Here is a 26,142-nt window from a genome sequence, read left to right as displayed (position 1 = left end):
CGCTAGACACTATTTTTTATTTTCTGGAAAACTGATAAGATAAACCCATTACAAAATTTCGGGGAGCTGCCGGGGTATAATTTTTACCATAAGCACCCAAACTTGCTGTATGTGCATAAAGCTCATTGGTAATATTAAAGGCATTACAGAAAATCTCAATTCCTTTGAAATTATAACCGGCCCGAAGATTTAATGCACTTACACCTTTAAAGCCAAACAACGTTTCGTCGCTGTATTGTTGCGTATTAGCATTATCCAGAAAATAGGTGCTTATGCGTTGCCATTCAGCCGCAATTCTAAATCCTTTAACAAATTCAGGACGATAGGTAACTTCTGCATTGGCCACAAATTTTGGAGCCTGAGGCATGTATTTTCCACTAAAATCTTCTTTCGAATTTATTTTATACTCTTCGTATTTATGAATCGCATTCGTTCCGCCAAATCGTAGTGTCCATTGGTGAACAGGCGTATAGTTTATACTGTATTCTACTCCCTGATGTAAAGTTTCTCCGGAATTTTGGTATTCGGTTGAATTATCAGGAAAACGGTAGTTTACAATTTCATTCTTTCCACACATTCTGTATAAACTCACATCTGCGTACAACTTGTCATTTAATAAGGTTATCCATCCACCTACTTCATAATTATTAAAAACAGCTGGTTGTAATGTTGGCACTTTAACTCCACTATAAAGCTGATTAACCGAAGGAGGAACAAATCCCTGGCTAAAGTTCACATAACCCCCCACTCCGGAAGTGAAATTATAAGTAGCACCAAACTTAGGGGTAAACTTATTGAAGCTATTCTTACTATCAGCAGCACCCGTATAAGCGGTTGAAGGCAAGTGATTATTAAAATTATAATTGATATAATCGTATCGGCCCCCTACTACAATAATCAAATGATTTAGAGGACTAAACTCATACTGCAGATAAGTGCCTACATTTGAAATTCTGGCATTGTAATCTGTTAATAAAGAATCGGGCCTATTTGTAAAGCCGGGATAATTCCCTGTTGACGGATCTCTTTGGATTTCGACAAAATTGGCGATATAATCATTTGGAGAATAATCCACAGATACTCCTGTTATTAGTTTACTGGTTAAAAATTTAAATCGCTTACTTCCCTGTGAGATCACACCCAAACTCCGAAAGCTGTTTTCATTAATTTGCCCGTAGGAAATAGATGCATTTTTACTATTCTTAATCGCATAACTTGGAAGTTGTCCAATACTATTGTTGCGATAGTAAACTGAAGTATGCAAAGCGGTAGAAGGGTTTATTGTAAATTCATGAGTAACTCTTGCTCTAAGCGCCATTACATCACGGTATGTAAACGAATTATTGGATTTATATTTTTTATTGTAGAAACCTGAACTATCAACAGACCCTGTCATTTCTGAATAGTATTTATCATACGTTGCCGAAAAAATCAGGTTAGATCGGTTACTCAACTTATAATCAGTTCTAAGATTAATTGAGCCCTTATCATAATCACTATAAGTTAACCAGCTGTCGCGCTGACGAGCAATAAAGCCACTTGCAATTACACCCAATTTTTCATTTACATAACCACCGGCACTAAATTGTCCACGCAAATAGCCGTAATTATCGCCCTGTACACTAACTTTTGCTGAAGGAATGGCAGAAGGTTTAAGTGTGATGAAATTAATAGCCCCGCCAATAGCTTCACTACCATACAATGATGAAGATGGTCCTTTCACTACTTCTACAGAATTTATAGAGGTTACATTCATCTCTAACAATGCGTTATGATTGAATACTCCCAACGGACGAATCGGAATACCATCCTCCATGTATAAAAAGTAAGGGTTAGTGGTTAAGGGTTGGCGAATAGACATGCTGTGCTGTTCATTATTCAGATTGGTCATTACAACACCAGGAACCTTATTTATCAACTCATTGATAACGGTTGGCTGGGTTTCCTCAATAACCTTAGCCCCTATTTTGCTAACTGCAACAGGAGCATCCCGGCGTAACTGCACTTCACGACTTGCTGTTACAATCACTTCTTGCATATTAGCAGTTGATTGCTTTAGGGCTATTGACAGGCTTTTATCATTAGCCGTTACTAGTTTGGTTTCATAACCTAGCAGCGATACTGTAATTGAATTGTCGTTATCTGCAGAAAATGCAAAAGCACCCTGGGCATTTGTGTTTGCTCCTTTGGTGGTGCCTGTAATGTAAACAGATACTCCCGACAAAGGCTCCAGCGTAGTTGCATCGTAAACTTTTCCTTTTATAATTTTCTGTGCAAAAGCAGGTGCACAGAAACATATGAACAGTATAATAAGGTATACTTTCAGCTTCATAATACATCAAATTGGCAGTATTAACCTGCCGATTAATAAATAATAATTCAGGATCTGCTTAAGAAATTCCTTAAGGATCACCTAAAAATTTTAATTAAACTATATGAGGGGAATATTCCGGAAAACAGGACTTACAGCTTGTACTATTCACAAAATAATATAGCGCAACAGGCTCATCTTCCAATTTGAAGAAGTCTAATAAGTATCCGGAAAAACAGATGATTTAAACTTGCGGAGGCTGAAAAATAGCAATAGAAATATTACGAGGCTCTTTCTGCAGAAAGAAATTAATTTGAGTTAATTCAATATAACTTGTATCGATAAAGTTTTGTTGAGAATTTGAGACAAAGTGATTGATCTCAAATTTATCGCGAAGGGTGTTATTAGCTTTTTGCTCCTGCTCTTGAGCCTCTTTTTTAAGATTCTTCATCAAATAACATTGTCCGTTACAATGAAGCTGAGGTTTGTTTTTGTTCTCACAAAGGTAAGCTGCAATAAAGCTTTTATTCATTTGATAACCTGAAACAATAACCCATGAGCTGAATGTCTGCAGCAAAATTGCAATCATTAAAACTATGGATACGAGCTTCTTCATCAATTCTTGAGAACTTTGGTGGTTTATTGCCCGAAGTTCCTCGATTTTTTGTGCCGCAAAGTTAGTAACTGTACATTAATCAGACAAACAATAATTAATCTTATTTAAAACGGTGAAGAATCCTTCGCACTATTGTTGCATTTTGAGGCTCAGGAAATAACCAGTTTATTGCTTCAGGAAACTCTCTTCTCCAGAACCATTCGGCATGACGGCCATCTGGCTTAAAAACCACTTTTAGTTCGTCATCTTTCAGTCCTTTTTTTACAAGAATGTTTTCCATCCGTTTTACCTCGTAAACTAACGAATCACTCTCTTTTTCTCCTGCTAATAGATAGATTCGGGATTTGCGTTCAGGTTTCCATTTTTCTGCATAATCATAAATAATCGGATGAAACCAAAAAGAAGGAGAAAAGACGCCAATTTTCCCAAATATTTTATTGTATTTAATACCTCCATAAAATGAGATCAATCCACCCATCGAGCTTCCCATAATCCCTGTATTTTGCTGATCCTTTAATGTCCGGTAGTTACTATTAATGTATGGGCGTAAAGTGTTGACTACAAAATCAAGGTATTTATTGCCCTTACCACCTCCATATTTTAAATTCTGATAAGGCGAGTAATCATTCAATCGCTCATTTCCACCATGATCAATACCAACAACAATTATTTCCTTTTTTAAGCTATCCAGAATCTCGTCAATATCCCACTCACCATAGGGTGCATAATAATCGTCGAAAAGATTTTGTCCATCGTGCATATAAAGCACCGGGTATTTTTTCTTTTTGGTTGATTTATCAAAATAAGAGGTTGGTAAATAGATCCACACCCTACGGTGAGTCTCTAACTGCGGAATATAAAATACTGAATCAATCAGGTATACGTTTTTTGATGCGGTATGTACCAATTGTTTCATGTAAGTATCACTCCAACCATCTACATCCAAAACAATTGTTTCATTACCTTGTAGTTCAGCAAACCTATTCCTGATCGGATTGCCAATACTATCCACCTCCGTTTTCTCCCAACTTCCACGGGTTACTTTAAACTCATATTTACCGGGTATTAAATTAAGCGTTAGTGAATAGGTCCCATCTGAAGACCTTTTAAACATAAACTTTTCATCCCCTGGATTCCAATTATTGAGATTTCCTGCAAGGTAAAGTTTATCAAAAGAGGAAGTATTTGCCGGCACCGATTGAATTTTAATAACTACCTGGGCCCTGCATAAAACGGAGAGTAAAGCAAATAATACTAAAACTGATAATCTCTTTAGCATTTAGCTAAAATAAAAGATTATCGTTATAAAGATACCGAATCCTTAATTTTTTGCATTCAGATTACAAATATGAAACACGTTTAAAAACACTCCTTCAAAAGGCAGTTGCGATTAAAAATCTCTAATCAATTCTTCAAGTTTCCTATCAAAAGGAAAAAGCCTCTCCAAACTTCCTGATTTATGTCATAAAACGCCTTAATTTACCCCAAAAAACCTTAGTGTAATACGTACAAGAAGAAAATTAAAGCCAACCAAATATTTGCACCTTTTAACGCTATAAATCAATTATTTACGTAACTATTTTTTAACTTTTAGCTAATGTGTTAAAAAATAAACGGTGATTTCTTAATATTTTTTTAATTCTCACATTAAACATTCTTGTTTTTTGCTATTTTTGAAAAATTTCTAATGAATCATTAGATAAAAGATCGATAGGAATTAATATTAACGACCGTATATTATGATAATTATTGCCGATGGAGGTTCTACAAAAACCAACTGGTGTTTGTTAAATAAGGAAAATAAAAAGGTTTACTTCAACACCGAGGGATATAATCCTTATTTTATCGATTCACCAGGCATCATCCAATCATTGAGAAACAACCTTCCAGACAATCTGGATATCAACAGTATTGAACATGTGAGTTTTTATGGTGCAGGGTGTTCAAATGCTGAAAAAAATGAAGTAGTTGCATCCGCTCTCCGTACCGTATTTACCAAAGCTAAAGTATTTGTTAGCCATGATTTATTAGCAGCTGCCCGTGCTTTATTAGGTAACGAAGCAGGTTTTGCAGCAATATTGGGAACAGGTACTAATACTTGTTATTATGACGGACAAGAAATCACTTTAAATATAGATTCATTAGGTTATATGTTAGGTGATGAAGGTAGTGGTTCTTACATCGGACGTCGTTTGCTACGCGACTACATGAGAGGATCAATGCCGCAGGAACTAATGGATGCTTTTGATCGTACCTATGGTCATTCACATGATGAAATTCTTGATCGTATCTACAAAAAACCATTACCTAATCGTTTCTTAGCAAGTTTCAGTAAATTCCTATACGACAATAACAACGTTCAGCCTTATGCACGTGGTGTTATAAAAGATTCTTTCACTGCATTTTTCCGCGATTTAGTTAGTCGCTATCCTGATTATCAAAAACATACATTCAACTGTATTGGTTCTGTTGGCTATAACTTCCGTGACGTTTTAGTTGAGGTAAGTACAGAATATGGAATGAAAGTGGGCAAAATTGTTCGATCACCTATTGACGATTTAGTTCAGTATCATATCAACGAATTGAAACTTACAGTTGCGTAATTTAATTACGTGTGTGAGTTATGAGTTTTGAATTAATAATGTCCTGTTTTTAATTATATGTAATAAGGCCGAAGAACTGATCTACGGCCTTATTTATTTTAAATCAGGCTAAATTCGCATAGCTGTACAATTAAAATCAGTAACGAATAATTCGAAGCTTGAAATTATATTACTTCTTCCAGTCTTCTTCGCTCAATTCGAACTTAAGGTCGCCATTTCGTTCTACGCCAACTTCTTTCCAACCCTGCATTCTATAAAACTGTTCAGCCCGGCTTTTAGGCGCAGTTGAAAGCCAAATGGTATCCTTTGTTTGATCAAAATACCACGCTAACATAACTTTGTGTAATGTTTTCCCAATACTTTTCCCTTCATGTCCAGGTTTCACAAACAGCGCCCAAACACTTTTATCTTCTAAATCTACTATTGAGAATCCCAGAATTCCTTCCTCAGTTTCATATACCCAGCCTTTACCTTTTTGAGTCATATACAACTCATAATCGGCAGCTGTGATCATACCCGGATCAGGTAATATATTCTCTTTTACAGCGACTCTTATCGCATGTAGTTCTATAAAATCATTCGGTAATGCTTCTCTGATAGTCATATGCTGAATTGTAATTATAATTCAAAAGAAAATCCCATCTTCCTTAGATTGTTATAACGGGTTTTGTTAAACTTATACAACTTGGCAGCGCGATGAGAAACATTTTTTTGCTTTTCATCCAATTCAACCAAAAGCCCAAAGCTTAAAATCTTTTTACGGAAGTTACGCTTGTCGATTGGTTTTTCGAGAATCACCTCGTAAAGTTGTTGTAACTGACTTAACGTAAATTTCTCAGGCAATAGCTCAAACCCGATTGGTTGATAACGAATGCCACTTTGTAAACGCTTATACGCTTTCTCCAAAATCAGGGCATGGTCAAATGCTAACGGAGGGAGTTCGTTAATGGTGTACCATTGAGCTTTTCGCGCATAAGCAGATAACGGACTTAAGGTATGTTTTTTAACCTTAATCAATGCGAAATAGGCAATTGTAATAACTCGTCCCTGCGGGTGGCGGTCTACATCACCAAAAGCATACAATTGCTCCATGTAAACATCATTCAAACCGGTTAATTCCGTTAAAACGCGAGTTGCTGCCTGATCGATATTTTCATTATCATAAACCAGGTTACCTGGCAAAGCCACATAATCTTTAAATGGTTCTTCCGCTCGTTCAATGAGTAATATTCTTAATTCTCCTTTATCAAAACCAAACACCACGCAGTCAACCGAGAAATCGGAGTGAAGTTTAGGTAGATCCTTTGTTTCCATTCAAAAAAAATTGGGATATTGTATAAATTACACTAAGTTTACAAATTCAAACAGCAATATTATTATTTTTGCGTTAGCCACAAAAAGTATATTCAAATATTGAAATTACTCAAAGTTTTTGAATAAAATTTGTAATTTTATCGCTTTATGGGGAGAAAAATTGAAAGAATCGCAGTATTAACATCGGGAGGCGATGCCCCCGGTATGAATGCTTGCATCCGCGCCGTGGTTAGAACAGGTATTTACCACCACATTGAAATGTTTGGCGTCATGCAAGGCTACCAAGGATTGATTCAGGATGAAATCATTCCATTAAACTCCAAATCAGTTAGCAACATTGTTCAGCGAGGTGGAACCATCTTAAAGACAGCCCGTTGCATGGAGTTCAAAACATCCGAAGGAAGAAAAACAGCCTATGAAAATCTTCAGAAACACAAAATCGATGGTTTAATTGTTATTGGAGGAGACGGAAGTTTCACCGGAGCCGAAATTTTTTCGCGAGAATATGACATTCCGGTAATGGGTGTTCCGGGTACCATTGACAATGATCTTTTCGGAACTGATTTCACGATTGGTTTCGACACTGCCAACAACACCGTAATTGAAGCCATTGACAAAATCAGAGATACAGCTGCCTCTCACGACCGCTTATTCTTTGTAGAAGTGATGGGCCGTGATGCAGGCTACATTGCTTTATGGTCAGCAATCGGAGGAGGAGCTGAAGCTGTTCTGATTCCTGAAAAAGAAACGTCGGTTGACGATCTTGTTGATAAATTAATGATTGACCTTGGAAATGCTAAAACATCAAGCATTGTCGTTGTTGCTGAAGGGGAACACGGTGGTGGTGCGATGGCTATCGCTGAAAAAGTTAAAGAACGCTTTAACTATGATACCAAGGTTAGCATTTTAGGTCACTTTCAACGAGGTGGCAGCCCTACAAGTTTCGACCGAGTACTGGCAAGCCGTTTAGGCCAAGCCGCTGTAGAAGCTTTATTAAAAGGTTATTCGCGCAAAATGGCTGGAATGATTAGCAACAAAGTTGCGCTCACAAGCATTGACCTTGCAATAAAGAATAAAACAGAAATGGACGAATCATTAATTGAACTAGTAAACATTTTAGCGATCTAATCAAAACCTTCTCAACCAAGAGGTTTTTAGCAATCTGTTCAAATTAAGTGGCTATAATTTGTTAGATTACTATATCGCAACAAGCAAACAGAATCACAAACTATTATTATTAAATAAAGATTAACATGAAAATTGGAATTAACGGATTCGGCCGTATCGGAAGATTAGCTTTCCGCGCTGCTATCAACAGACCAGGTGTTGAAATCGTAGGTATCAATGATCTTATTGACGTTGAATATATGGCATATATGCTTAAATATGATTCAACTCACGGTCGTTTTGACGGTACTGTAGAAGTAAAAGATGGTCATTTGGTAGTTAACGGAAAAACTATCCGAGTTACAGCTGAAAAAGATCCTGCAAACTTAAAATGGGATGAAGTTGGTGCTGAATATGTAATTGAGTCAACCGGCTTATTCCTAACACAAGATACTGCAATTAAACACATTCAGGCTGGTGCTAAAAAAGTTGTTCTTTCAGCTCCTGCAAAAGATGACACTCCTACCTTCGTTATGGGTGTTAACCACAAAACATTAACTGCTTCTCAAAATATCGTTTCAAACGCATCTTGTACTACTAACTGTTTAGCACCTGTTGCTAAAGTATTACATGATAACTTTGGTATCGTTGAAGGTTTAATGACTACTGTACACGCTGCTACTGCAACTCAAAAAACAGTTGACGGTCCTTCAGCTAAAGATTGGAGAGGTGGCCGTGGTGCTTACCAAAACATTATCCCTTCATCAACTGGTGCTGCTAAAGCTGTTGGTTTAGTAATTCCTGAAATGAAAGGTAAATTAACTGGTATGGCTTTCCGCGTACCTACTGCCGACGTATCAGTAGTTGACTTAACTGTTCGTTTAGCAAAACCTACTTCTTACGATGCGATTAAAAAAGCAATGAAAGATGCTTCTGAAGGTGAATTAAAAGGTATTTTAGGTTATACTGAAGATGAAGTTGTTTCAACTGATTTCTTAGGAGATGCCCGCACTTCAATCTTTGATGCTAAAGCAGGTATTGCTTTAACTGATAACTTCGTTAAAGTTGTTTCTTGGTACGATAACGAGTGGGGTTATTCTAACAAAATCGTTGATTTAGTAGAATACATGGCTACTGTAAAATAAATTCAGAATTGCTGTTTAATGCAAAAAAGCACTTTATCGTTAGGTAAAGTGCTTTTTTGCTTCTATGCCTACTAAGATTAGGCTTCTCTGAAGCCGAATGCTATGTGATGAATTATCGACACATCAGCTCCAGAAGCATAATCTCAATAGTAATTAGATTTCCAAAAAATGTAAGCTCCATATAGAGCGATATCTCTTAATGGAATCATCTGTATTGTTTCTCTCCAACCTCTTGCTGCTTTACTTCAAACATTGCATTTTTGCACCCACTTTTATCTATTAACATGAAATATAGTTTACTTATACTTTTAGCAGCAATCCAGTTCAGTTGTTCAAAATCAGGAAAAACAGATAACTCAAATAGTAATGCAACCGACTCGCTGGTTAACGAACTTACTCAATTTGGAAAAGACGCTGTTACTACCGGTTCTCCTTCAGAGATGCTAACAATTGGAAGCGTTCGCTTTCAGATTTTTCCGTCAACCAAAGAAGAATTTAACCGAATTCCATCGTACAAATCTGACAGTAATGAGGTTCATTGCTTGCAAAACACTGCCGGACAAGTTCTTCGTAGCAATGATTCACTGATCTTCAAAACATTATCCAAAAGAACTATTGTTCTGAAAAATGATACTGTGTCTGAAGGTGATGACTATGCGAGGTATACTTTAACAGATGATCTGAAATCAATTAATCAATGGCTCGTTTTTGCCATTTATTACGAAGCTTATGACTACATCCTGGTGGATAAAAGCAATGGAAAACAAACTCATTTAATTGGATTACCTGTGGTTTCTCCTACTAAAAAATATGTGATCACAGTAAATGAAGATTTAGAAGCACAGTTTACATTCAACGGAATTGAATTATTGGAAAGCAATGGTAAGTCAGTGAAATTAATTGAACAAAAAGAAATTACAGACTGGGCTATCAGAGAGATAAAATGGCTGGACAATAGCACTCTACTTGCTCATAAAATAATGATCGACAAAAACCATGATATACAAGAATCTTATATAAAACTTGTTATCACGAAATAAGGTACAAATTCGCTAAAGCAAAAAAAGGCGCCCAATGCCAGGGACGCCTCAATATTTCCAATCGTATATAAGAACGAACTGACCTTTGCTTTTGGCAAAGCGGCAGCAGCATTTTTTATTTGGGATAGCCGGCAGCGGTTTCTACCTCATTTATCTGTTTGATATGCCGGGCACTATGGGCGGTAAGAAACACCAACCATTGATAAGCATCCAATGTGCCAAGAGGTGCTTTTCCTACATGACCATGCAAATCATCTTTCGTTGACTTAACATACTCAATCGTTTTATTTCGTTCTTCTTCAAAGCTTTTAAGTGCCTCTGCCGGTGTTGCATAAATATCTTTAGGTATTAAGGGGCCTCCGGTTTTAAATTTCTTCGACCTGTCTTCAATCATTTTTGCAATATCTTCAGTCTTAACCTTTACCTCCGCCTTCTTTGCAGGATCAACCGGGGAGGTTAATACCGAGTCCAGAACGTACCCCCTCAGCATCTTTTCAGATTTAATGATATGTTCTGCACATTCAGCAACAGACCATCTGCTTGTATCTTCCTTGTAATGCCATTGTGCGTCAGAAAGCCCTTTTATAGACTTTATATAATCATCTTTGGTTTTGTTAAGATAGTCAAGCAAATATGTCCTTTCTTCTTTACTCAACTCTTGAGCAAACAATTTCGTGGGCATTAAAGAGATCATAAACATTAATGCGACCATCAATGGGAACCATTTTTTCATAAGTTTCATTTCTGAATGGATTTAGTACATTAATTTACTAAAATATAATAACAAAAAAGCCGTAGTTATCAGATAACCACGGCTTTTACAAAGATTACTTGTACTATAATCTCTTCAAATAAATCATTACAAGTAAACTATTTCTTAGTGATTTCTTCTTTTGAGATAAATGCATCAAGTGTTTTTACCAATTGTGCCTGCGTAACATTTTTATCCTTCTCCATTTCATCCAACACTTCATACAGATACTTATCATTTACTTTAGGCAATAAAGTAATATCTGTTTTGCGAGCTAAAATTTCATCCCAGGCACCGCGAACTTTTCTCCAGTAGTCGGCATGAGAAGCCCAAAACTTCGCTGCAGCCTGACATTTTGAATCATCCACCTTTTTGTAGGTGTTCATTCCTTTTTCCCAAGCAAGGATTTTATCTCCACTTTCTGAACGGATTACTTTCGCATTATCCTGTTCATGAACATGTCCATACGAGGTTATTTCGTGACGATTTGTACGCTTCATTACATTATAATCACTCCGTTTTGTGTATTCGCGACGAGGAAGCGGAGCGTCAGCTATATTTTCCCAGTAGTTTTTACCATCCAGATGCACCCATGTGGCAGTACCCTGGTAACGGGGACTATCATCAACCTCATATACTTTCTGAGTCCACTGCCCTTTTACAGCATAAGCATTTGCCGTAGCATATTTCCATGATTTACCTTTTTTGTAGTTCAGGAAATCTGTATTTTGAAAAAGCCAATCCTGACGCCAGTGTTTAATAACAGTTGAATCATTAATTATTAATAAATGTTGTAATACGATTTTATTATCGGTATCAACATCCGCTAAAATCCATTCCAAACCACCAGTTTTGTAGTTCTTAGCCTTTTTGTAAGCCGTATCACTTGCAAAAGTTTCTGCATATTCAAACTTAACCTCATAGCAACCACACATCGATTTGATAGACTCTTTGTCTTTTGTTTTTTGAGCAAAAGCAGAAGTACCCGCAAGTAAAAGTGCTGCTGCCAGAAGATAATTTTTCATGTTTTTATTTATGTTTTCTAAATGATTACTTAATTCTTGATTCTTTAATAGGACTTAATATGTTGATGCATTACCAACTGAATAGCTGATGTATTAAACAAACTATCAGATAGTTATCAAAAAACTTTTGACATTATTTATAATTGATCTGATTTAAAACAATGACAAAGCTATGGTAAGTAATACCAAACATTCAAATTTATTTTTATTTAATCTAATTTAATTTAACACTTGCAGAATTAGAAAATGACTGCTATGTTTGCAACTGTTTAGAATAAATCTAAATAAAACATGAAAACTATCAGCCTACTTTATCTGGCATTAGCTGGGTCTTCAACTGTTTACGCTCAACAGAAAACAAGTGATTCTACCGCAAGAAAACTGGATGAAGTAATTGTGACCGGGCAGTATGAACCACAAAGCGTGCGAAAATCGGTATATCAGGTCCGTACGATTAATAGCAAGACTATACAATCAAGGGCTGCAACTTCCATTCAACAGGTACTAAACACCGAACTTGGTATTCGCTTTTCAAACGACATGACTTTAGGAACATCGGATATTCAGCTGATGGGCATGTCGGGAAGAAATGTGAAAATTCTATTGGATGGAGTTCCAATGGTTGACAGAGGTGAGACTCGAGAAAGTTTAAACCAAATCGATGTAAATACAATTGACCGCATTGAGATTATCGAAGGACCGATGTCTGTTTCTTACGGAACGGATGCGCTGGCCGGAGTAATTAATATTATTACCAAAAAACCAGGAGCCGAAAAATTATTAATAACTGCTAAAATCCAGGAAGAAAGTGCTGGAAACGAATATAAAACCTTAAGCAATGAAGGTATTCATAATCAAAACATCAACCTTAGTTGGCAAAAGAGCGAATGGAACGCCTCAGCAGGTTTTACTCACAATAATTTTGAAGGTTGGCAAGGTGATACGAGCGACAGGGTTAAGCAATGGCATCCCAAAAATCAACTTTTAGGAAATGCCAAAGTGGGTTATACCATTGGTAACTTCAATATTTACTATCGTATTGATGTATTAAATGAAGATATTTTGGCAAATGGCGGACAACTTATAAGCCCGCTATATGACAATCCAATTGCCCGCGATAAAAAATACACAACAGATCGATTTACTAATCAACTTCAATCGAACTGGATGGTCACTAATAAACTTAACCTAAGCTTTCTGGCTTCATTCACTAACTATAAAAGAAAAACACAAACAACAGTTTTGGATCTGGTTACAAACAGCAGGACATTATCCACCGATGCAGCAGAACAGGATGCTTCCAAGTTTAACAGCACTATTTTCAGAACAACAGCACAATACAAAATTTCGGATAAACTTTCTATTCAGCCTGGTTTGGATTTAACTATGGAATCTGCTTCAGGTCAACGGATAGCAGGTTTCCCTTCTATCAGTGATTATGCGCTCTTTATTTCTGCTGAAATAAAACCGCTTTCATTCATGAACATACGTCCAGGATTACGCTTTATTCATAATTCCGTTTACGACGCTACCCCTGTAATTCCATCAATTAATACCAAATTCAATCTCTCGGATCATCTTGATTTAAGGCTTGCCTATGCGAGAGGTTTCCGCTCTCCTGCCCTGCGCGAACTTTACTTCAATTTCTTTGATGCCAGTCATTCTATCAATGGAAACCCTGATCTGAAGGCTGAACATTCTAACAGTTTTAATGGATCGATCGAGTGGAACAAAGGCATTTATCGTTCTGTAATCAGCGGTTTTTATAATGATTTCAATAACCTGATCAATTACGGTACAGATCCGAATGATCCGACAGTTACAATGACCATTAATGTAGATCGCTTTAAAACAACCGGCGGAACCTTTGAAAACACATTGATTTATAAAAACCTGACTGCATCACTTGGCTTATCCTACATAGGAAGATATAATGAACTTTCGGAAATGAATGATCTTCCGGAGTTTGTTTGGTCGCCTGAAGTGAACAGTAATCTCTCTTTCCTGGCAAGAAAAATCGGAACAACATTTAGTCTGTCTTATAAGTTCTCCGGAAAAAGCCCAAGCTATCAATATAGTTCATCAAACGGCATTACCAGCATAAAACTAGCCGAAACCGAATCGTTTAATTGGGCTGATATAACTATCAGTAAGTCAATTAAGAACTTCCTTACGATTTCGGGGGGAGTAAAAAACCTGTTGGATATAACCAATCTGAATAACACTGCAACTGATACAGGAAGTGCACACAGCACAGGCGGTGGGGCCGTTCCATACAGTTACGGCCGCTCCTTCTTCTTGGGTTTAAACTTCAGACTGGCTAAAAACTAATAAGAATTCAACAATTCCTAAAACATATATAACCATAAAGCATCATGAAAAAAATAAGTACATTCTTGCTGATGTTAATGATATCGGCCTGCATTTTTACAGCTTGTAAAGATGACGATCCCCCACTACCTGATAATACGGTTCAATTTGAAGCTAGTGAACAAGGGTTTGGTTCCGACAAAAATGAGCTAGAAGTGAAATTAAAGCTAGCTAGAAATGTTGAAACGGCTTCTACATTGACTATTGAGTTACAACCATCTGATGTTGTGTATGGAACAGATTTCACTACTATTCCGGCTGCAGCAAGCAATGTGATTACGTTAACTATACCTGCTGGTAGCAGCACAGCTTCATTTAAGATTACTAAAGCTCAAAACATTTTCTTGAGTGGCGATGAGTCGATCAAATTCACCGTAAAATCGGCTGGTTCAGTCCTGGTGATTGGCAAAACTGCTTCATTCAATCTTAAATTTTCATCGATTGTTTCTGAAGGAACCAAGCTCACCCTGAGCGGACTTGCAGGAAACGAAGCCGGTTCAAGCGCAGGCAATTCAGTATTTGTAGATTTAAGCAATAACAGTCAATCGCCTGTATTACGTAAGAGCTGGGATTTAGGTTTTTATGCTGGTGACGACTTCAGGGTAATTATCAACAATACCAGTTCAGCCTTAGTTAAAGTGTTAGCTAAAAACGATTTGACAAAAGTAACTGAAGCAGATACTATCGGGGTAAACCTGTCATTAAATCAGATGGCGCCGAGTCCTGAAGAATTCTTAATGTTAGATAGTTATACTGGTGACATCACCAAAACTGTTATTCCCGCCGTTTCAGCTACTGAGGCTGAAAATAAAGTAATCATTCTAAACAGAGGTACTGGAGGTGCCATAGCTGCTCGTCCATGGTATAAAATCAGAGTTTTACGTAACGCCAACGGCTATACTTTACAATATGCGAGAATTACAGAAACTGCCTTTAAAACAATAAATGTTTCTAAGGATGCTTTGTACAACTTCAACTTTGTATCACTAGAAACAGGCGCTACCCCTGTTGAACCAAAGAAAAATGAGTGGGATATTCAATGGACTTATTCTGTATTCAAAACTTCTTTCGGCGCAGGCGATGTTCCCTACAATTTTTCTGACTTAGTAGCTATCAACCATCTTGGAGGAGTAAAGGTTGCTGAAGTTTTAACAAGCGCCGTAACATATGATGCATACGCTGAAAGCAATATTGCAACAACCACTTTTGTAAGTGATAAATGGACCATCGGAAGTGGATGGAGAAGCACCTCTCCTTCTGGAGCCAGCTTAAAAACTGATCGTTTTTATGTAATTAAAGACGCATCCGGAAACGTTTACAAATTTAAGTTTATCAGCTTCCACCCAAATGATGGCGGAACAAGAGGTAAACCTGTAATTGAATACAAACTGGTTAAAAAAGCCTAACTCAATCAACAAACGACACTCTACCTATCATTTATATCTTGTCTGATTAAGCAGACCCCGGTTTATGGATTTCCGGGGCTGCTTTTTTGCATTTTATACACTTGTCATTTAAGCAATTAGCTCTCCGATCATAATCTCCTTATCATTTTATTTCACTGCAATAAACAAATGATGTACTTTCGCCGCAAAAAGTTAGTTGTAATTAGAAGCTACCTATACAGTAGATTAACAAAACACATTTATACCAGATAATTTTTAAAAAACTTAATCAAAAACATACTTCTGTTCCAGAAGTTGCTATTTCTTATTTTTTAACATTCGCATGAAAAAAATTCTATTAACACTTGCGCTGTTTTCAGGCGCGTTCTCTGTTTATGCACAAACCAATGAAGTTGAATCTATCGATGAAGACATTTTAAAACCAAACAAAAGAAGTTTCTCTACCGAATTGAATGTCAACCCTTTTAACGGCGACCTAAAACTTAATAACGCCATTAATCAGATCAAGGTGAGGTATTTTGCCCAAGAAAATTTAGCGTTAAGATTAGGCGTTACGGCTAATGCAACCGGCGATCTGGTGGATTATAACAACCCTTATGGTACAAATTCAAGCTTTTACAAAAATGAAAGAAGCAGTACTACTCTAGGATTAAATTTTGGTATCGAAAAACACTTTAAAGGAACTCGCAGATTATCACCTTACATCGGTGCTGACCTATCATTGGTAAACAAATCCACCAAGCAAACGATCACTAATAATGGAACTACAATTACCCGTAAAGGAGCCTGGGTTTCTTATTATTATCCTGACAATGGTTCTGCCCAACAACAAATGACTGAAACCGGCTATACCCGTTATGGCTTAAATCTGTTGGCAGGTTTTGATTTTTATATCGCTCGTCATTTTTATTTTGGCTATGAATTCAATTTTGGTTTCAATAAAACGAAAAACCAACAGTTGGAAGAGACTCAAACCGGAACCGGAGCTACCAATCCGCAGTTTAAACCAGAAACTAATAGTTCATACTATTCATTTGGATCCAATCTTCAAAACGGAATTCGTTTAGGCTTTATCTTTTAATGCTGAATGTAACAATGAAAAAATCATTTAATTATATTTTTTGGTGTTTTACGTTACTCGCAGTAGTGTTTACATCCTGTAAAAAAGATGACAACAATTACCCAGAACTTCAAACATTAACGATTACACCACTTCAGCCGGGATCTGCTTTATTTAAAGGCAGTATTATTAGCACAGGAGATCTTCCGGTAGCTGATTATGGATTCGTTTACGGTAATTGGTCAAATGTTGATATAACCACTGGAATGAAAGTTTCTCTTGGCAAAGACGCAAAAAAAGGAGAATTCACTAAAGAGGTATCATCCATCTATTCTTCTAATTATGATAATACAATTTATGTACGATCATACATTACCAATGCTGAAGGAACCGCTTATGGCAAGGCTATTTCCGCCATCTTACCACGTCCGACAGCGTCAAACATTTCACCTTCTGCTGCTAAGGTCGGAGATATTGTAACTATTTTTGGAAATTTTTACACTACTAAAAAAGAGGATGTTAGTGTATTATTCGGAAATAAAAATGCCAAAGTTCTCGATTTAAGCACTTCACAAATAAAAGCTGAAGTACCGTCAGGTGTACTTGAAAATCAATGTAGTGTATACATTGCATTTAAAGGGTCTCAATCAATTTTAGTAAATGGCAACTTCATTTTTAAACCAAATATTATTGACTTTTATCCAAAATCAGGCCCATTAGGGACAATAATTACATTTACAGGAGAACACCTTCATACATATTACTATAGCGCTCAAATTTATTTTGGCAATACTCTGGCAGGTTTATATAGCGACTATAACAACGTTTACAAGTCTACGATAACAAATGTTCCTTCCGATAAGTTTAAAATTGCCTATGTAACAGAAGGTTTAAGAACAGAACTTCCTGATGAGTTTACTGTAAACATGCCTAAAATTACGTCTATCTCACCTGCAACTGCATTGCCAGGGCAAACAGTTACAGTTACAGGAACTGATTTCCCATTAACTTATGGCGAATGTTACCTTGAAATTGGAAATGCAAATATTTACATAGGTAACATTCTAAACAGCCCGTTTACATTTACGGTACCCGGAATAAAAGAGGGAGACTACACAATTAAACTTAAATTCGGACAAAGTTCAGCTACTTCTACTCAAAAACTTCAGGTAAAATCTCACAGTGTTTCATCTGTAAGTCCATTATCAGGAGCTGTCGGAAAAGAGATCACTTTAACGGGAGTGTTTGTTCCAAATTTATATTATTATGCTACAATTGGTAATGTTCAAACCGCTAATAATGCAAGCTCATCAACTACGTTAAAGTTAACTGTTCCTTATGGTGCAACAATAGGCAATTCAACCATTAAAGTGCAGTATGGAGAGCAAATTGTTACTGCTCCGGGAACCTTTGAAGTTATTCCACCTAAAATTACTTCTATTAGTCCAATTTCCGGAGTACCAGGAACAATTGTAACAATTACTGGAGCAGGTTTTGACACCTCAACCTGGAATACAATTGTTAAATTCGGAACCGTTCAAACATCAATAATAAGTGTTACTGAAAATACCATTAAGGTTGCGGTACCTTCAAATGTTCTTCCGGGGGCAATGAAAATAGCGGTTACTACTTACGGCCAAACTATTACAAGTCCTCAAAACTTCACCCTAACTAATTAGCATCAATCAATTAATAAGATTAACTGCAAAGCCTCCGATTTTAAGTCGGAGGCTTTTTTAATGGGATCAAGCTTTATTTAGCGAGATTACGAAATATTATTAAATTTGGGTACACATTTATTGCTATGCGACATATATCATTGTTAATTATTATTTCATTTTTATTCTTTTCGTGTAAATCTTCAAAAAAAACAGAACCTGCATTTAAATTAACAGACAGGACCATCTTTAACGAAGATTCCGTTCTCTTATTTACTAATGCCGAAGGTTTGAATAAATCAGATGCAGATAAGTTTTTTTTGAAAGGCATTGACACTTACAGAAACAAAAAGAACCCTACTAAAGCAATCCAATTATTTAAAAAGTCTATTTTTTCCAAGCCTCTGGCAAAAGCATACTATGAATTAGGAAATGCCTATTTGGATGTAGAGAATTATAAATTAAGTGTGAAGGCATATAAAATAGCTGAAAAACTTGGTTATAAACCCCTGTCAAAATTATTGTATAATACCGCCTGCGCTTATTCGCTTCAGGAGAATGATACTTTAGCGATTTATTACCTCGTTTCAGCCATTGAGTTTGGCTACAATAACACAAAAAGCATTTTTAATGATAAAGACTTGTCATACATACGAAGTAAATGGTACTTCAAAAATAATGTAGCTGATGCCTTGTCGGGTTCGGGGGATGCAGACAAATTGCAATGGAATTTATTCTCACGCGAGTTTAAACAACTAGCATTACCATTAACTATCGACATGAATTATGCAAATGGCTTTAATGAAAGTCAAACCATTTCATACGATTATGAAAAATATATAAATGAAATGCGAGATGAGAAATTTTCGAGAGAGGTTGGTAAATCTTTTTATTCAGTAGGAGTTATTAAAGGAACAAATGACTATAAAGTTTTAATTTATGCATCAAGAGATGAACTTTATGATGAGGAAACGGATGAAGCTGTTAAAAACGTCCCAACAACTTATTATGCCATCAGTTTGAGCAGTAGTGGAACATTGATCGACAAAATTGAAATTGGCGGTAGAACAAAATTGGATGCTCCTTTTAAAGTTCCGACTATAAATGATAATTCGATAAACATAAGCTTATTAAAATTGAACTACGAGAAGAATCCTGAAGAAAACGGCTATTCAAACAACAAGATTATAAGCAGCGAAGAAATTGAATCTCAACAATATACAATAGCCCCTGACGGACATTTTATTAAATCATAAAAGAAAGACCTTCTGATCAGAAGGTCTTTCTTTATTATGCCATTTGGAAAGAAACAACCCGATTGGCCCATCTCCTCCTTATAATTATTTCAGCCACTAATAAATTTAAACTCCAGCTTAACCAGGCAATTAAAATATATGCCATCTTTGGTTGCAGTGGAATATTAAAAAAAACGATTAAATAAGCATAAGTTCGGAGTGTTAAGGCTGATAGCGTTAGGAAATAACTCCTTAACATCATATTTAGGTGTAACTGCCATTTTCTTGCAACAGCATAATACCATCCATAAGCTGTTGATATTAGCCAAAGTAATGAAAGAATAATAAAACTTGTCTTAGCCCAGACTCCTCCATTGGCATAATAACTCATTATTAAACCAGAAGGACCACTAAAAAATAAGATTACGAAAACATATGTTTTTCCTAAAAACCTATGTAAGGCAGGCTTGTATTTAATAAGGTAGGTGCTGAATTGAAATAAACCTGCAATTAATACACCCGTACTTACAAATACATGTATATAAAAGCTTATTCTCCATGTTTTAATATGGTAGATCAGCTGCTTTGTCATAAGAAAATCCGTATGCTTGTCAAAAGACAAATATGGATAACTCAAACAAAGCATTAACCAAGAACCATAAAGTATAGTCAGGCAAACAAGGACTAAGAGAGCGTAGCGCACTAATTTCATTATTTATCCAGCCATGATCAATGAAAACTCAAATCCATCACCTTCAATCGTCGTTGGTCTTTTCTCCCCTGTTCCTTCTTCAGTGTAATATTTGATTTCAAAGATGGTAGTCCTTTTATTAAACTGTTGGTTGGGTTGCCAATTCACTCTGACCTTGTCTCCATCTTTTTCCCAAGTTCCTTTAAGGGTATTCATTTGTTGAACAAATGTTGAGTCATTTATCTTTTCATAATAATTTAACACACAGGTTCCGTCATTGTCAAAAGAAACATCACTATGTTCACCCATCAATTCATAACCCGAACCAATAGGATCAAACTCATCATCTTGGTTTATCACAACTTTGCTTAGCGTAAATTGCTTTTCTTTTAACCCTGAAGAATTAGGTTTCCATTCACCATTTGCCGACATAAAATCCGGCTGTAAAGTAATGCTAAAGGTTCCGTCAAATTCATTATCTCCTGGTTCACTTAGCATTAAGACATAGGTATCATTATCTCCCTTCTTAATCACCCCATGAATATTTCTTCGTAAACCTTTATGCACATTATAACCTGCCACATTGTTGGCACTTAAATAATTTAATGTGATATAAATCGGAGATCCCCCAAAATCACCCTTATAAGTTCCTTTTAACTTCTGTCCATCAATTGATAGTTTAGTTGGTTTGTCGATTACTTTGTCCTTTTTATCAGATGAACATGCTACTGTTAAGCACAATAAAAATGGAAATGCAATGAGAAGAGTTTTGTTTAATAATTTCACGGTATTTGTATGCTAATAATTGAAAGTACTAAATAGGTTAATATTGTTTAAATAGCCAAATAAATTATAAAACTTCAACAGGTTGAAAACAACAACCCAAGGTTTTCCTCGGGTTGCTTAAAATTCTTACGCCAAAAACACATATTCGGGAGGGTCGATATGATTACATCGTAAATACGTAACTGCTTGTCCGCGGTGGTGAGTGCTATGATCTATTATTGCATAAACTCCATTTATCTGCGCGTCGGTTAGCTTTTCCACTCCCTTTATGGTTGAAGTTACATCAGCATAGGCTTTGTTGATATAATCAATAATTTCGGATTTAGAACCTTTTACTGATGGTGGAGCCCAATCAGCTTCCTTATTTTTTAAAAAATTATCTTCCATCCATTGAATACAATAAGCAATGTGGTGAATCAACTCTTTAAAACTCCAAACTTCATCTACCGGCTTAAAATCAAATTTGTTTTCAGGCATTGATTGAGCTGTTTGAATGGTGTAATTCCTCGACTTTTCGAGATTTTCTAACAAAGTGGTTTTCATAACTGATCATTTTTGTTTGATCAAATTTACTTTCTCATTGCTGTGCCGACTTTAGGAATCTTGCTCTTTTGAATTTATGGTTTTAAACCAACCTAATTTTAGATGGAGGATAATGATATTTCTGCTTAAAAGCGGTTGAAAAATGATCGATGCTATTAAACCCGGATGAAAAGCAAACATCGGTGATTGGTAATGCAGTGCTTCTTAAAAGCATCTCCGCATTTTTTAGCCTGACGTTTAGTAAATAAAAATAAGGTGAATACCCTGTGAATAGCTTAAATAATCGGCTAAAATGGAAAACACTTATGTTACAATGATCTGCGATCTGATTGAGTGAAATATCATCCACAAAAAAGGTAGAAATGTACTGTTTTGCTTTCTCAACAGTGGGTAAATGATATTTCTTAAGCCTTACAGGAATTGAAGGAATCGTAATCGAATTATCTATAATCCGAAGAGCCTGATAAACAATATCGAGCACAAGGCTATCAATTTCTAATCTTGAAGTACCTGACAGGCTAATCTTTTGCAGAACAGTAACATGAAGCAAATCAAGCTCGGCATTAGCATTTAACAATAAGGAATGCAGATCATTATTATGAAAAAATTGGTTTTTGAAATCTTCCTTTAATAATTGAAAAAAAGGGTGCTTAAACTCAAAGATGGTACATTCATCAGGGACTGAATAGTGAAAATGTGTTACGGTATGTTCGTAACCTGGTTTATTCATTAAAATGCGGCTAGTATGCGCATCATGTGAATTGCGGAAAACGTTAAATTGAAAATTGCCGGTTCGTATAAAACTAATGGTAAATGCACTGGCGTATTCCGGTTTTGAAGTTCCACACTCCTTGCATCGACATTTGAAGTCTAATATTCTGTAAAAATCAGATTCATACAAGGTGTGAACATCCGCTTCCATCACTTATTTTTATCATAAAGTTACATGTTCTACAGGAAAACGGACATAAATAAAAGCAACTAACCCTAATCCATCAACAGTTCCAACTCGTTTTGCATATTCTTCCTTGCGTTTTTCTCATACAACTGATAAAAGTGAGCTGTTTTGTAAATGCGTTCCATCGCTAAAAAGTGTTTCAGCACTTTTGAACGGCCAATCCTATACACTTCGTCGGGATAGGCATGATATTCTTTTCTTATTTGCTGACCATATTCAAGATATATACTCCAATCCTTTCCTAAAACAGACAAATCTGCATCGGTGAATAAGTTTGTATCATTTTCTACAGACCTGTGATGCCCATGCGTTGCCACAATCTGTTCATAACATCTTTCTATCAGTAATATTGGAAATCCAACTTTTGCCAAACGCTCCCTAGCAACTATTGCACTTTGTAACTCATTATCAGATTCAAGGGGATCATAGACAAAATCATGATAAAAAAGTGTAAAAAGGATGGTATCAAAATCATAGATCTGATCTTCAACTGCTTTTAATTCGTGGTAAACAGACACTAAATGATGTAAGTTATGGTAGTAACGGGATTCGGAAGTATAGGCGATTTCAATTTCATCCCACAGTTTTAAGCGCAACTGGTGGTCATGACAATAGTTTTCTATTAAATTTTCAAATACTTCCTTTAACATAAGTTATGATACTTCCTGAAATTCTTTTGGATATTCCACAGTTCCAGCAATTCCTTGAAGGGTATTCTCAACTAATTCAATAGCCATAAATGCCTCCGAAGGCACATCGAAAGGAGCTTTAATGCTCCATTTTTCTGCCTTAACAAAACCAAATTTTGGATAATACGTCGGATGACCTAAAACTACTGCCGATTTAAAATTTAACACACGTGCATCACTTAAGCCTCTTTCAATTAACTGCGTGCCTATACCTTGTTTCTGAAATTGAGGCAAAACGGCCACCGGAGCCAAAGCAATACTCGGAGTTCTATTCCCTTGGTCATCCACTATATAGATCTTAGAGAACAAAATATATCCTACGATCTGATCATCAACAATGGCGACTAGCGATAATTGCGAAATAAATGCCTCGCTTTTTCTAAGTAAGTCGACCAATTTTGCTTCTCCCTCCTGCTTAAATGTCTATTTACTTCATAAATTGCATTAATATCTGCACTATTTTCTGGTCTGATGATTAAGCTCATTCAATTTCTTGTTAAGAGATAATGCCTCAGCTATTTTCCAACCCGAGGCAATTTATTTTAGTGTGATGTTGTTTTCGAAAACAAATTGATCACTACTACTCCTATTACAATTAAAGCCATCCCAATAATAGCTGGTGTATCAGGGATTTGCTTAAACAGAAAAATACCTGCAAGTATAATTATTACGATTCCCACTCCCGACCATATTGCATAGGCAACTCCTAATTGCAGACTCCTTAAACTCAGGCTCAAAAAGAAAAATGCCGAGGCATACCCCAAAACCACCAATAATGAAGGTTTCCATTTGGTGAATTGTGCCGAAGCTTGCAATGCAGATGTGCCTATAATTTCAAATAATATAGCTAACAGCAGGTATACATATTTCATTACTTACAGTCGACATGTTTCAATAAAATACTGTTATTAAAGTCTAATTTCGAAGTGTTTTTGAATACCATTCTTCCGTTTTTCTCTTCCGCATCTCCATAGCCCTCCACAAAGTCTTCCCCTTTCTTCAAAAAGACTACTTCCCTAACCGTTTCAACACCTTCAGACGTAAAAATGTAATCCAAAAACAATGTATCTCCACGCATCTGTCCTTGAACAATACCATCATTCGAATCTTTTTCGTGGAAGTGATAATTCAATTTACCTAAAATCAGGCTATCATCAGACATTTTGAAATTTAAGAATACATTATCCTTATTTTGGGTGTACGAGTAACAAAACTCATTAGATTTTTTCTCAACAGGAGGCTGTTCTGCCGAAGTTGTTTTAGCCGGTTTTGAGTTACAAGAAACCAAAAGAAAAGCACTAGCTCCTAAAAAGAAGAGTCTTTTTTTCATAATTATAGAGGGTTATTGTTTGTTCTTCAAAGATGGGCCAATCTTAAACAGAAAACTAATAACAATTTGAATACACTACCTTACCAGGTTTTGCTCGCCTCCTTTGGGCCCATAAAAAATTACCCATGTAGAAAAATCCTCGGTAAACTTTTCAAAGCGATGACCCACTCCGGCTGCAACAAATAGAAAATCACCAGGTTTAAATGGATAGTATTTACCATCAGAATAAAAGTCACCGCTACCTGAAATGATCACATACACTTCATCACGTTCATGCGGTGTTTGAAAATCAGCTCCTACTGGTTTATAAACTTCAACAGAAAGTGTACCGTGTTTAAATAGTTCAAGAAACAGCTCTTTTGAATCATCAAGTTTTTTGAGTGCATCAGTAGTAGTGATCTGCATATTTATTTACTTACCTGTTTAATAACTTTTTCAACACGTTTACGTTTAGATTCCTTTTCAATCTCGTTAAGTCTGGATGAAAGGGTATTGATAAAAAATTCTTTATTCTGTTCGTTTACAATCGGTTTTGCATTTTCAGCGTACATCGGCAACTGATTAGTCGGACAACTCTTTAATTGTTCGACCAATAATGAAAAAGCATCTTCAGCATACTTATCCATGCTACCTAGCTTAATCAAAATAGCTACCGCCTGGTCTTTGGTTATAACCGAACCATTATCTGCAGCATCAATAATCTTTACCAATTGTTCAACTATCGCAGCCGGATCATGGAGTGTTATACTACTTAAAGCCGTCATTCCACCCCACTGCAATCGGTTATTCTTATTCTTCAGTAATTCAAAAAACACATTTACATAACCGGCAATTAAAGCAGGCTTTTTTTCTCCAACTTCATAAAGCACTTTGATACAATCCTTTTGTATGTCTTTGCTTTTATTCTTTAGATTATCAACCAGTTCTTTAATTGCTTCCACATCATCGTTTTTTACAATTCGTAAAGCAAGTTCCTGGTTTGGCACCTCATCATTTCTGTTCAATGCGGAGGCCAATTGAGTTAAAATGGTCATTTGATACAGTTAATAGTTATTCTTGCATTTTCTTTTCACCTAAGTTAAGGGCAATTTTCATATACATTTTTAACTCTTCATTAATATCTTCGACACGGTAGATTCTGCAATGATGATTAAATGTGTTGGAGCCTGGAATCTGACCTGCCTTGTGAAAGCAAAGTGTATCATTATATAATTTATTGAGGTGAAAAACCACATCAATAAAATCTTTACCCAGCCTGATTATAGAACAAAACCTAATTTTAGCTGCCAGTCCGATCTTTGATTTAGCAGGATGCAGCACAAAATCGCCAATTGAAGCATATTCATTAATGAATGTATTGTATAACCCTATGGTATGAATCGACTTTCCTTCCAGAAAGCTTTCAATCGTTCTGTCGTTGCAAGAATGTGTTTGATTTTGATGAAGAAATTTCTGCGAGCACAATGGACACGTCCACATATTTTTCGATGTAATTTATCCAAAG

Annotated in this window: 27 protein-coding genes; 9 read left to right on the top strand and 18 right to left on the bottom strand. The window is 36.1% G+C overall.

Annotated elements, in window-relative coordinates; translation table 11 throughout:
- Positions 1-16 precede the first annotated feature (16 nt).
- The 3 genes from SOLCA_RS02345 to SOLCA_RS02335 all read right to left on the bottom strand — a co-directional run bounded on the left by SOLCA_RS02345 (position 17) and on the right by SOLCA_RS02335 (position 4,206).
- Positions 17-2,332 (bottom strand): TonB-dependent receptor, encoded by a 2,316-nt coding sequence (locus tag SOLCA_RS02345; RefSeq protein ID WP_014678843.1) that lies wholly within the window; start codon positions 2,330-2,332, stop codon positions 17-19.
- A 223-nt stretch (positions 2,333-2,555) separates the two neighbouring features.
- The gene (locus tag SOLCA_RS22080) at positions 2,556-2,927 is read right to left on the bottom strand and encodes a hypothetical protein (RefSeq protein ID WP_157604498.1); all 372 of its coding nucleotides are present in this window, start codon (positions 2,925-2,927) and stop codon (positions 2,556-2,558) included.
- 100 nt (positions 2,928-3,027) lie between these two features.
- Entirely contained in the window at positions 3,028-4,206 is a 1,179-nt protein-coding gene (locus SOLCA_RS02335) for an alpha/beta hydrolase-fold protein (protein WP_014678841.1), read from the bottom strand.
- Between the two features lie 460 nt (positions 4,207-4,666).
- Here SOLCA_RS02335 and SOLCA_RS02330 point away from each other — a divergent pair, with 460 nt between their 5' ends.
- Entirely contained in the window at positions 4,667-5,530 is an 864-nt protein-coding gene (locus SOLCA_RS02330; RefSeq protein WP_014678840.1) for an N-acetylglucosamine kinase, read from the top strand.
- A 169-nt stretch (positions 5,531-5,699) separates the two neighbouring features.
- Here SOLCA_RS02330 and SOLCA_RS02325 read toward each other — a convergent pair whose 3' ends face one another.
- Positions 5,700-6,134: a GNAT family N-acetyltransferase gene (locus tag SOLCA_RS02325; protein ID WP_014678839.1), complete on the bottom strand. Its 435-nt coding sequence runs from the start codon at positions 6,132-6,134 to the stop codon at positions 5,700-5,702.
- Positions 6,135-6,148: 14 nt separating this feature from the next.
- Positions 6,149-6,844, bottom strand: coding sequence for an NUDIX hydrolase (locus SOLCA_RS02320; protein WP_014678838.1), 696 nt, complete (start codon positions 6,842-6,844; stop codon positions 6,149-6,151).
- A 147-nt stretch (positions 6,845-6,991) separates the two neighbouring features.
- Between SOLCA_RS02320 and pfkA the strand changes: the two genes are divergently transcribed.
- From pfkA to SOLCA_RS02305, 3 genes are all read left to right on the top strand, one after another.
- On the top strand, positions 6,992-7,972 hold the full coding sequence (pfkA, locus tag SOLCA_RS02315; RefSeq protein ID WP_014678837.1) for a 6-phosphofructokinase: 981 nt from the start codon (positions 6,992-6,994) through the stop codon (positions 7,970-7,972).
- Positions 7,973-8,097: 125 nt separating this feature from the next.
- Positions 8,098-9,096, top strand: coding sequence for a type I glyceraldehyde-3-phosphate dehydrogenase (gene gap / locus SOLCA_RS02310; RefSeq protein ID WP_014678836.1), 999 nt, complete (start codon positions 8,098-8,100; stop codon positions 9,094-9,096).
- Positions 9,097-9,380: 284 nt separating this feature from the next.
- Complete coding sequence (locus tag SOLCA_RS02305; RefSeq protein WP_014678835.1) at positions 9,381-10,136, top strand: hypothetical protein; 756 nt, start codon at positions 9,381-9,383, stop codon at positions 10,134-10,136.
- A gap of 115 nt (positions 10,137-10,251) precedes the next feature.
- Here SOLCA_RS02305 and SOLCA_RS02300 read toward each other — a convergent pair whose 3' ends face one another.
- Positions 10,252-10,878: a DinB family protein gene (locus SOLCA_RS02300; RefSeq protein WP_014678834.1), complete on the bottom strand. Its 627-nt coding sequence runs from the start codon at positions 10,876-10,878 to the stop codon at positions 10,252-10,254.
- Positions 10,879-11,006: 128 nt separating this feature from the next.
- Positions 11,007-11,912 (bottom strand): DUF6607 family protein, encoded by a 906-nt coding sequence (locus tag SOLCA_RS02295; protein WP_014678833.1) that lies wholly within the window; start codon positions 11,910-11,912, stop codon positions 11,007-11,009.
- Positions 11,913-12,203: 291 nt separating this feature from the next.
- Here SOLCA_RS02295 and SOLCA_RS02290 point away from each other — a divergent pair, with 291 nt between their 5' ends.
- The 5 genes from SOLCA_RS02290 to SOLCA_RS02270 all read left to right on the top strand — a co-directional run bounded on the left by SOLCA_RS02290 (position 12,204) and on the right by SOLCA_RS02270 (position 19,662).
- Positions 12,204-14,243, top strand: coding sequence for a TonB-dependent receptor plug domain-containing protein (locus SOLCA_RS02290; RefSeq protein ID WP_014678832.1), 2,040 nt, complete (start codon positions 12,204-12,206; stop codon positions 14,241-14,243).
- Between the two features lie 44 nt (positions 14,244-14,287).
- Positions 14,288-15,688 carry an HmuY family protein gene (locus tag SOLCA_RS02285; protein WP_014678831.1) on the top strand — a complete coding sequence of 467 codons (1,401 nt, stop codon included), beginning with the start codon at positions 14,288-14,290 and terminating at the stop codon, positions 15,686-15,688.
- A gap of 322 nt (positions 15,689-16,010) precedes the next feature.
- Positions 16,011-16,769: a hypothetical protein gene (locus SOLCA_RS02280; RefSeq protein ID WP_014678830.1), complete on the top strand. Its 759-nt coding sequence runs from the start codon at positions 16,011-16,013 to the stop codon at positions 16,767-16,769.
- Positions 16,770-16,783: 14 nt separating this feature from the next.
- Positions 16,784-18,427: an IPT/TIG domain-containing protein gene (locus SOLCA_RS02275; protein WP_014678829.1), complete on the top strand. Its 1,644-nt coding sequence runs from the start codon at positions 16,784-16,786 to the stop codon at positions 18,425-18,427.
- Positions 18,428-18,552: 125 nt separating this feature from the next.
- On the top strand, positions 18,553-19,662 hold the full coding sequence (locus tag SOLCA_RS02270; protein ID WP_014678828.1) for a tetratricopeptide repeat protein: 1,110 nt from the start codon (positions 18,553-18,555) through the stop codon (positions 19,660-19,662).
- Between the two features lie 34 nt (positions 19,663-19,696).
- On the opposite strand, the gene SOLCA_RS02265 is transcribed toward SOLCA_RS02270, so the two are convergent.
- The 11 genes from SOLCA_RS02265 to SOLCA_RS02215 form a co-directional block, all read right to left on the bottom strand.
- Positions 19,697-20,233: a DUF2306 domain-containing protein gene (locus SOLCA_RS02265; protein ID WP_217166162.1), complete on the bottom strand. Its 537-nt coding sequence runs from the start codon at positions 20,231-20,233 to the stop codon at positions 19,697-19,699.
- A gap of 123 nt (positions 20,234-20,356) precedes the next feature.
- Complete coding sequence (locus SOLCA_RS02260) at positions 20,357-21,118, bottom strand: hypothetical protein (RefSeq protein ID WP_014678826.1); 762 nt, start codon at positions 21,116-21,118, stop codon at positions 20,357-20,359.
- 126 nt (positions 21,119-21,244) lie between these two features.
- Positions 21,245-21,661, bottom strand: a complete 417-nt coding sequence (locus SOLCA_RS02255) for a DinB family protein (protein WP_014678825.1) — start codon at positions 21,659-21,661, stop codon at positions 21,245-21,247.
- Between the two features lie 82 nt (positions 21,662-21,743).
- Positions 21,744-22,583 carry a helix-turn-helix transcriptional regulator gene (locus SOLCA_RS02250; RefSeq protein ID WP_014678824.1) on the bottom strand — a complete coding sequence of 280 codons (840 nt, stop codon included), beginning with the start codon at positions 22,581-22,583 and terminating at the stop codon, positions 21,744-21,746.
- Positions 22,584-22,648: 65 nt separating this feature from the next.
- Positions 22,649-23,269 carry an HD domain-containing protein gene (locus SOLCA_RS02245; protein WP_014678823.1) on the bottom strand — a complete coding sequence of 207 codons (621 nt, stop codon included), beginning with the start codon at positions 23,267-23,269 and terminating at the stop codon, positions 22,649-22,651.
- A gap of 3 nt (positions 23,270-23,272) precedes the next feature.
- Positions 23,273-23,704: a GNAT family N-acetyltransferase gene (locus SOLCA_RS02240; protein WP_014678822.1), complete on the bottom strand. Its 432-nt coding sequence runs from the start codon at positions 23,702-23,704 to the stop codon at positions 23,273-23,275.
- A 146-nt stretch (positions 23,705-23,850) separates the two neighbouring features.
- Positions 23,851-24,180: a DMT family transporter gene (locus tag SOLCA_RS02235; protein ID WP_014678821.1), complete on the bottom strand. Its 330-nt coding sequence runs from the start codon at positions 24,178-24,180 to the stop codon at positions 23,851-23,853.
- Entirely contained in the window at positions 24,180-24,638 is a 459-nt protein-coding gene (locus tag SOLCA_RS02230; protein ID WP_014678820.1) for a hypothetical protein, read from the bottom strand. Before SOLCA_RS02230 ends, SOLCA_RS02235 begins: the two co-directional genes overlap by 1 nt.
- Before the next feature lie 75 nt (positions 24,639-24,713).
- Complete coding sequence (locus SOLCA_RS02225; protein WP_014678819.1) at positions 24,714-25,043, bottom strand: cupin domain-containing protein; 330 nt, start codon at positions 25,041-25,043, stop codon at positions 24,714-24,716.
- A 2-nt stretch (positions 25,044-25,045) separates the two neighbouring features.
- The gene (locus SOLCA_RS02220) at positions 25,046-25,672 is read right to left on the bottom strand and encodes a hypothetical protein (RefSeq protein WP_014678818.1); all 627 of its coding nucleotides are present in this window, start codon (positions 25,670-25,672) and stop codon (positions 25,046-25,048) included.
- Between the two features lie 16 nt (positions 25,673-25,688).
- On the bottom strand, positions 25,689-26,117 hold the full coding sequence (locus SOLCA_RS02215; RefSeq protein WP_014678817.1) for a hypothetical protein: 429 nt from the start codon (positions 26,115-26,117) through the stop codon (positions 25,689-25,691).
- Positions 26,118-26,142 lie beyond the last annotated feature (25 nt).

The organism is Solitalea canadensis DSM 3403, assembly GCF_000242635.2.
Lineage (GTDB): Bacteria > Bacteroidota > Bacteroidia > Sphingobacteriales > Sphingobacteriaceae > Solitalea > Solitalea canadensis.
The sequence above is the reverse complement of the archived record's forward strand: the minus strand, read 5'-3'. Positions and strand labels throughout refer to the sequence as shown.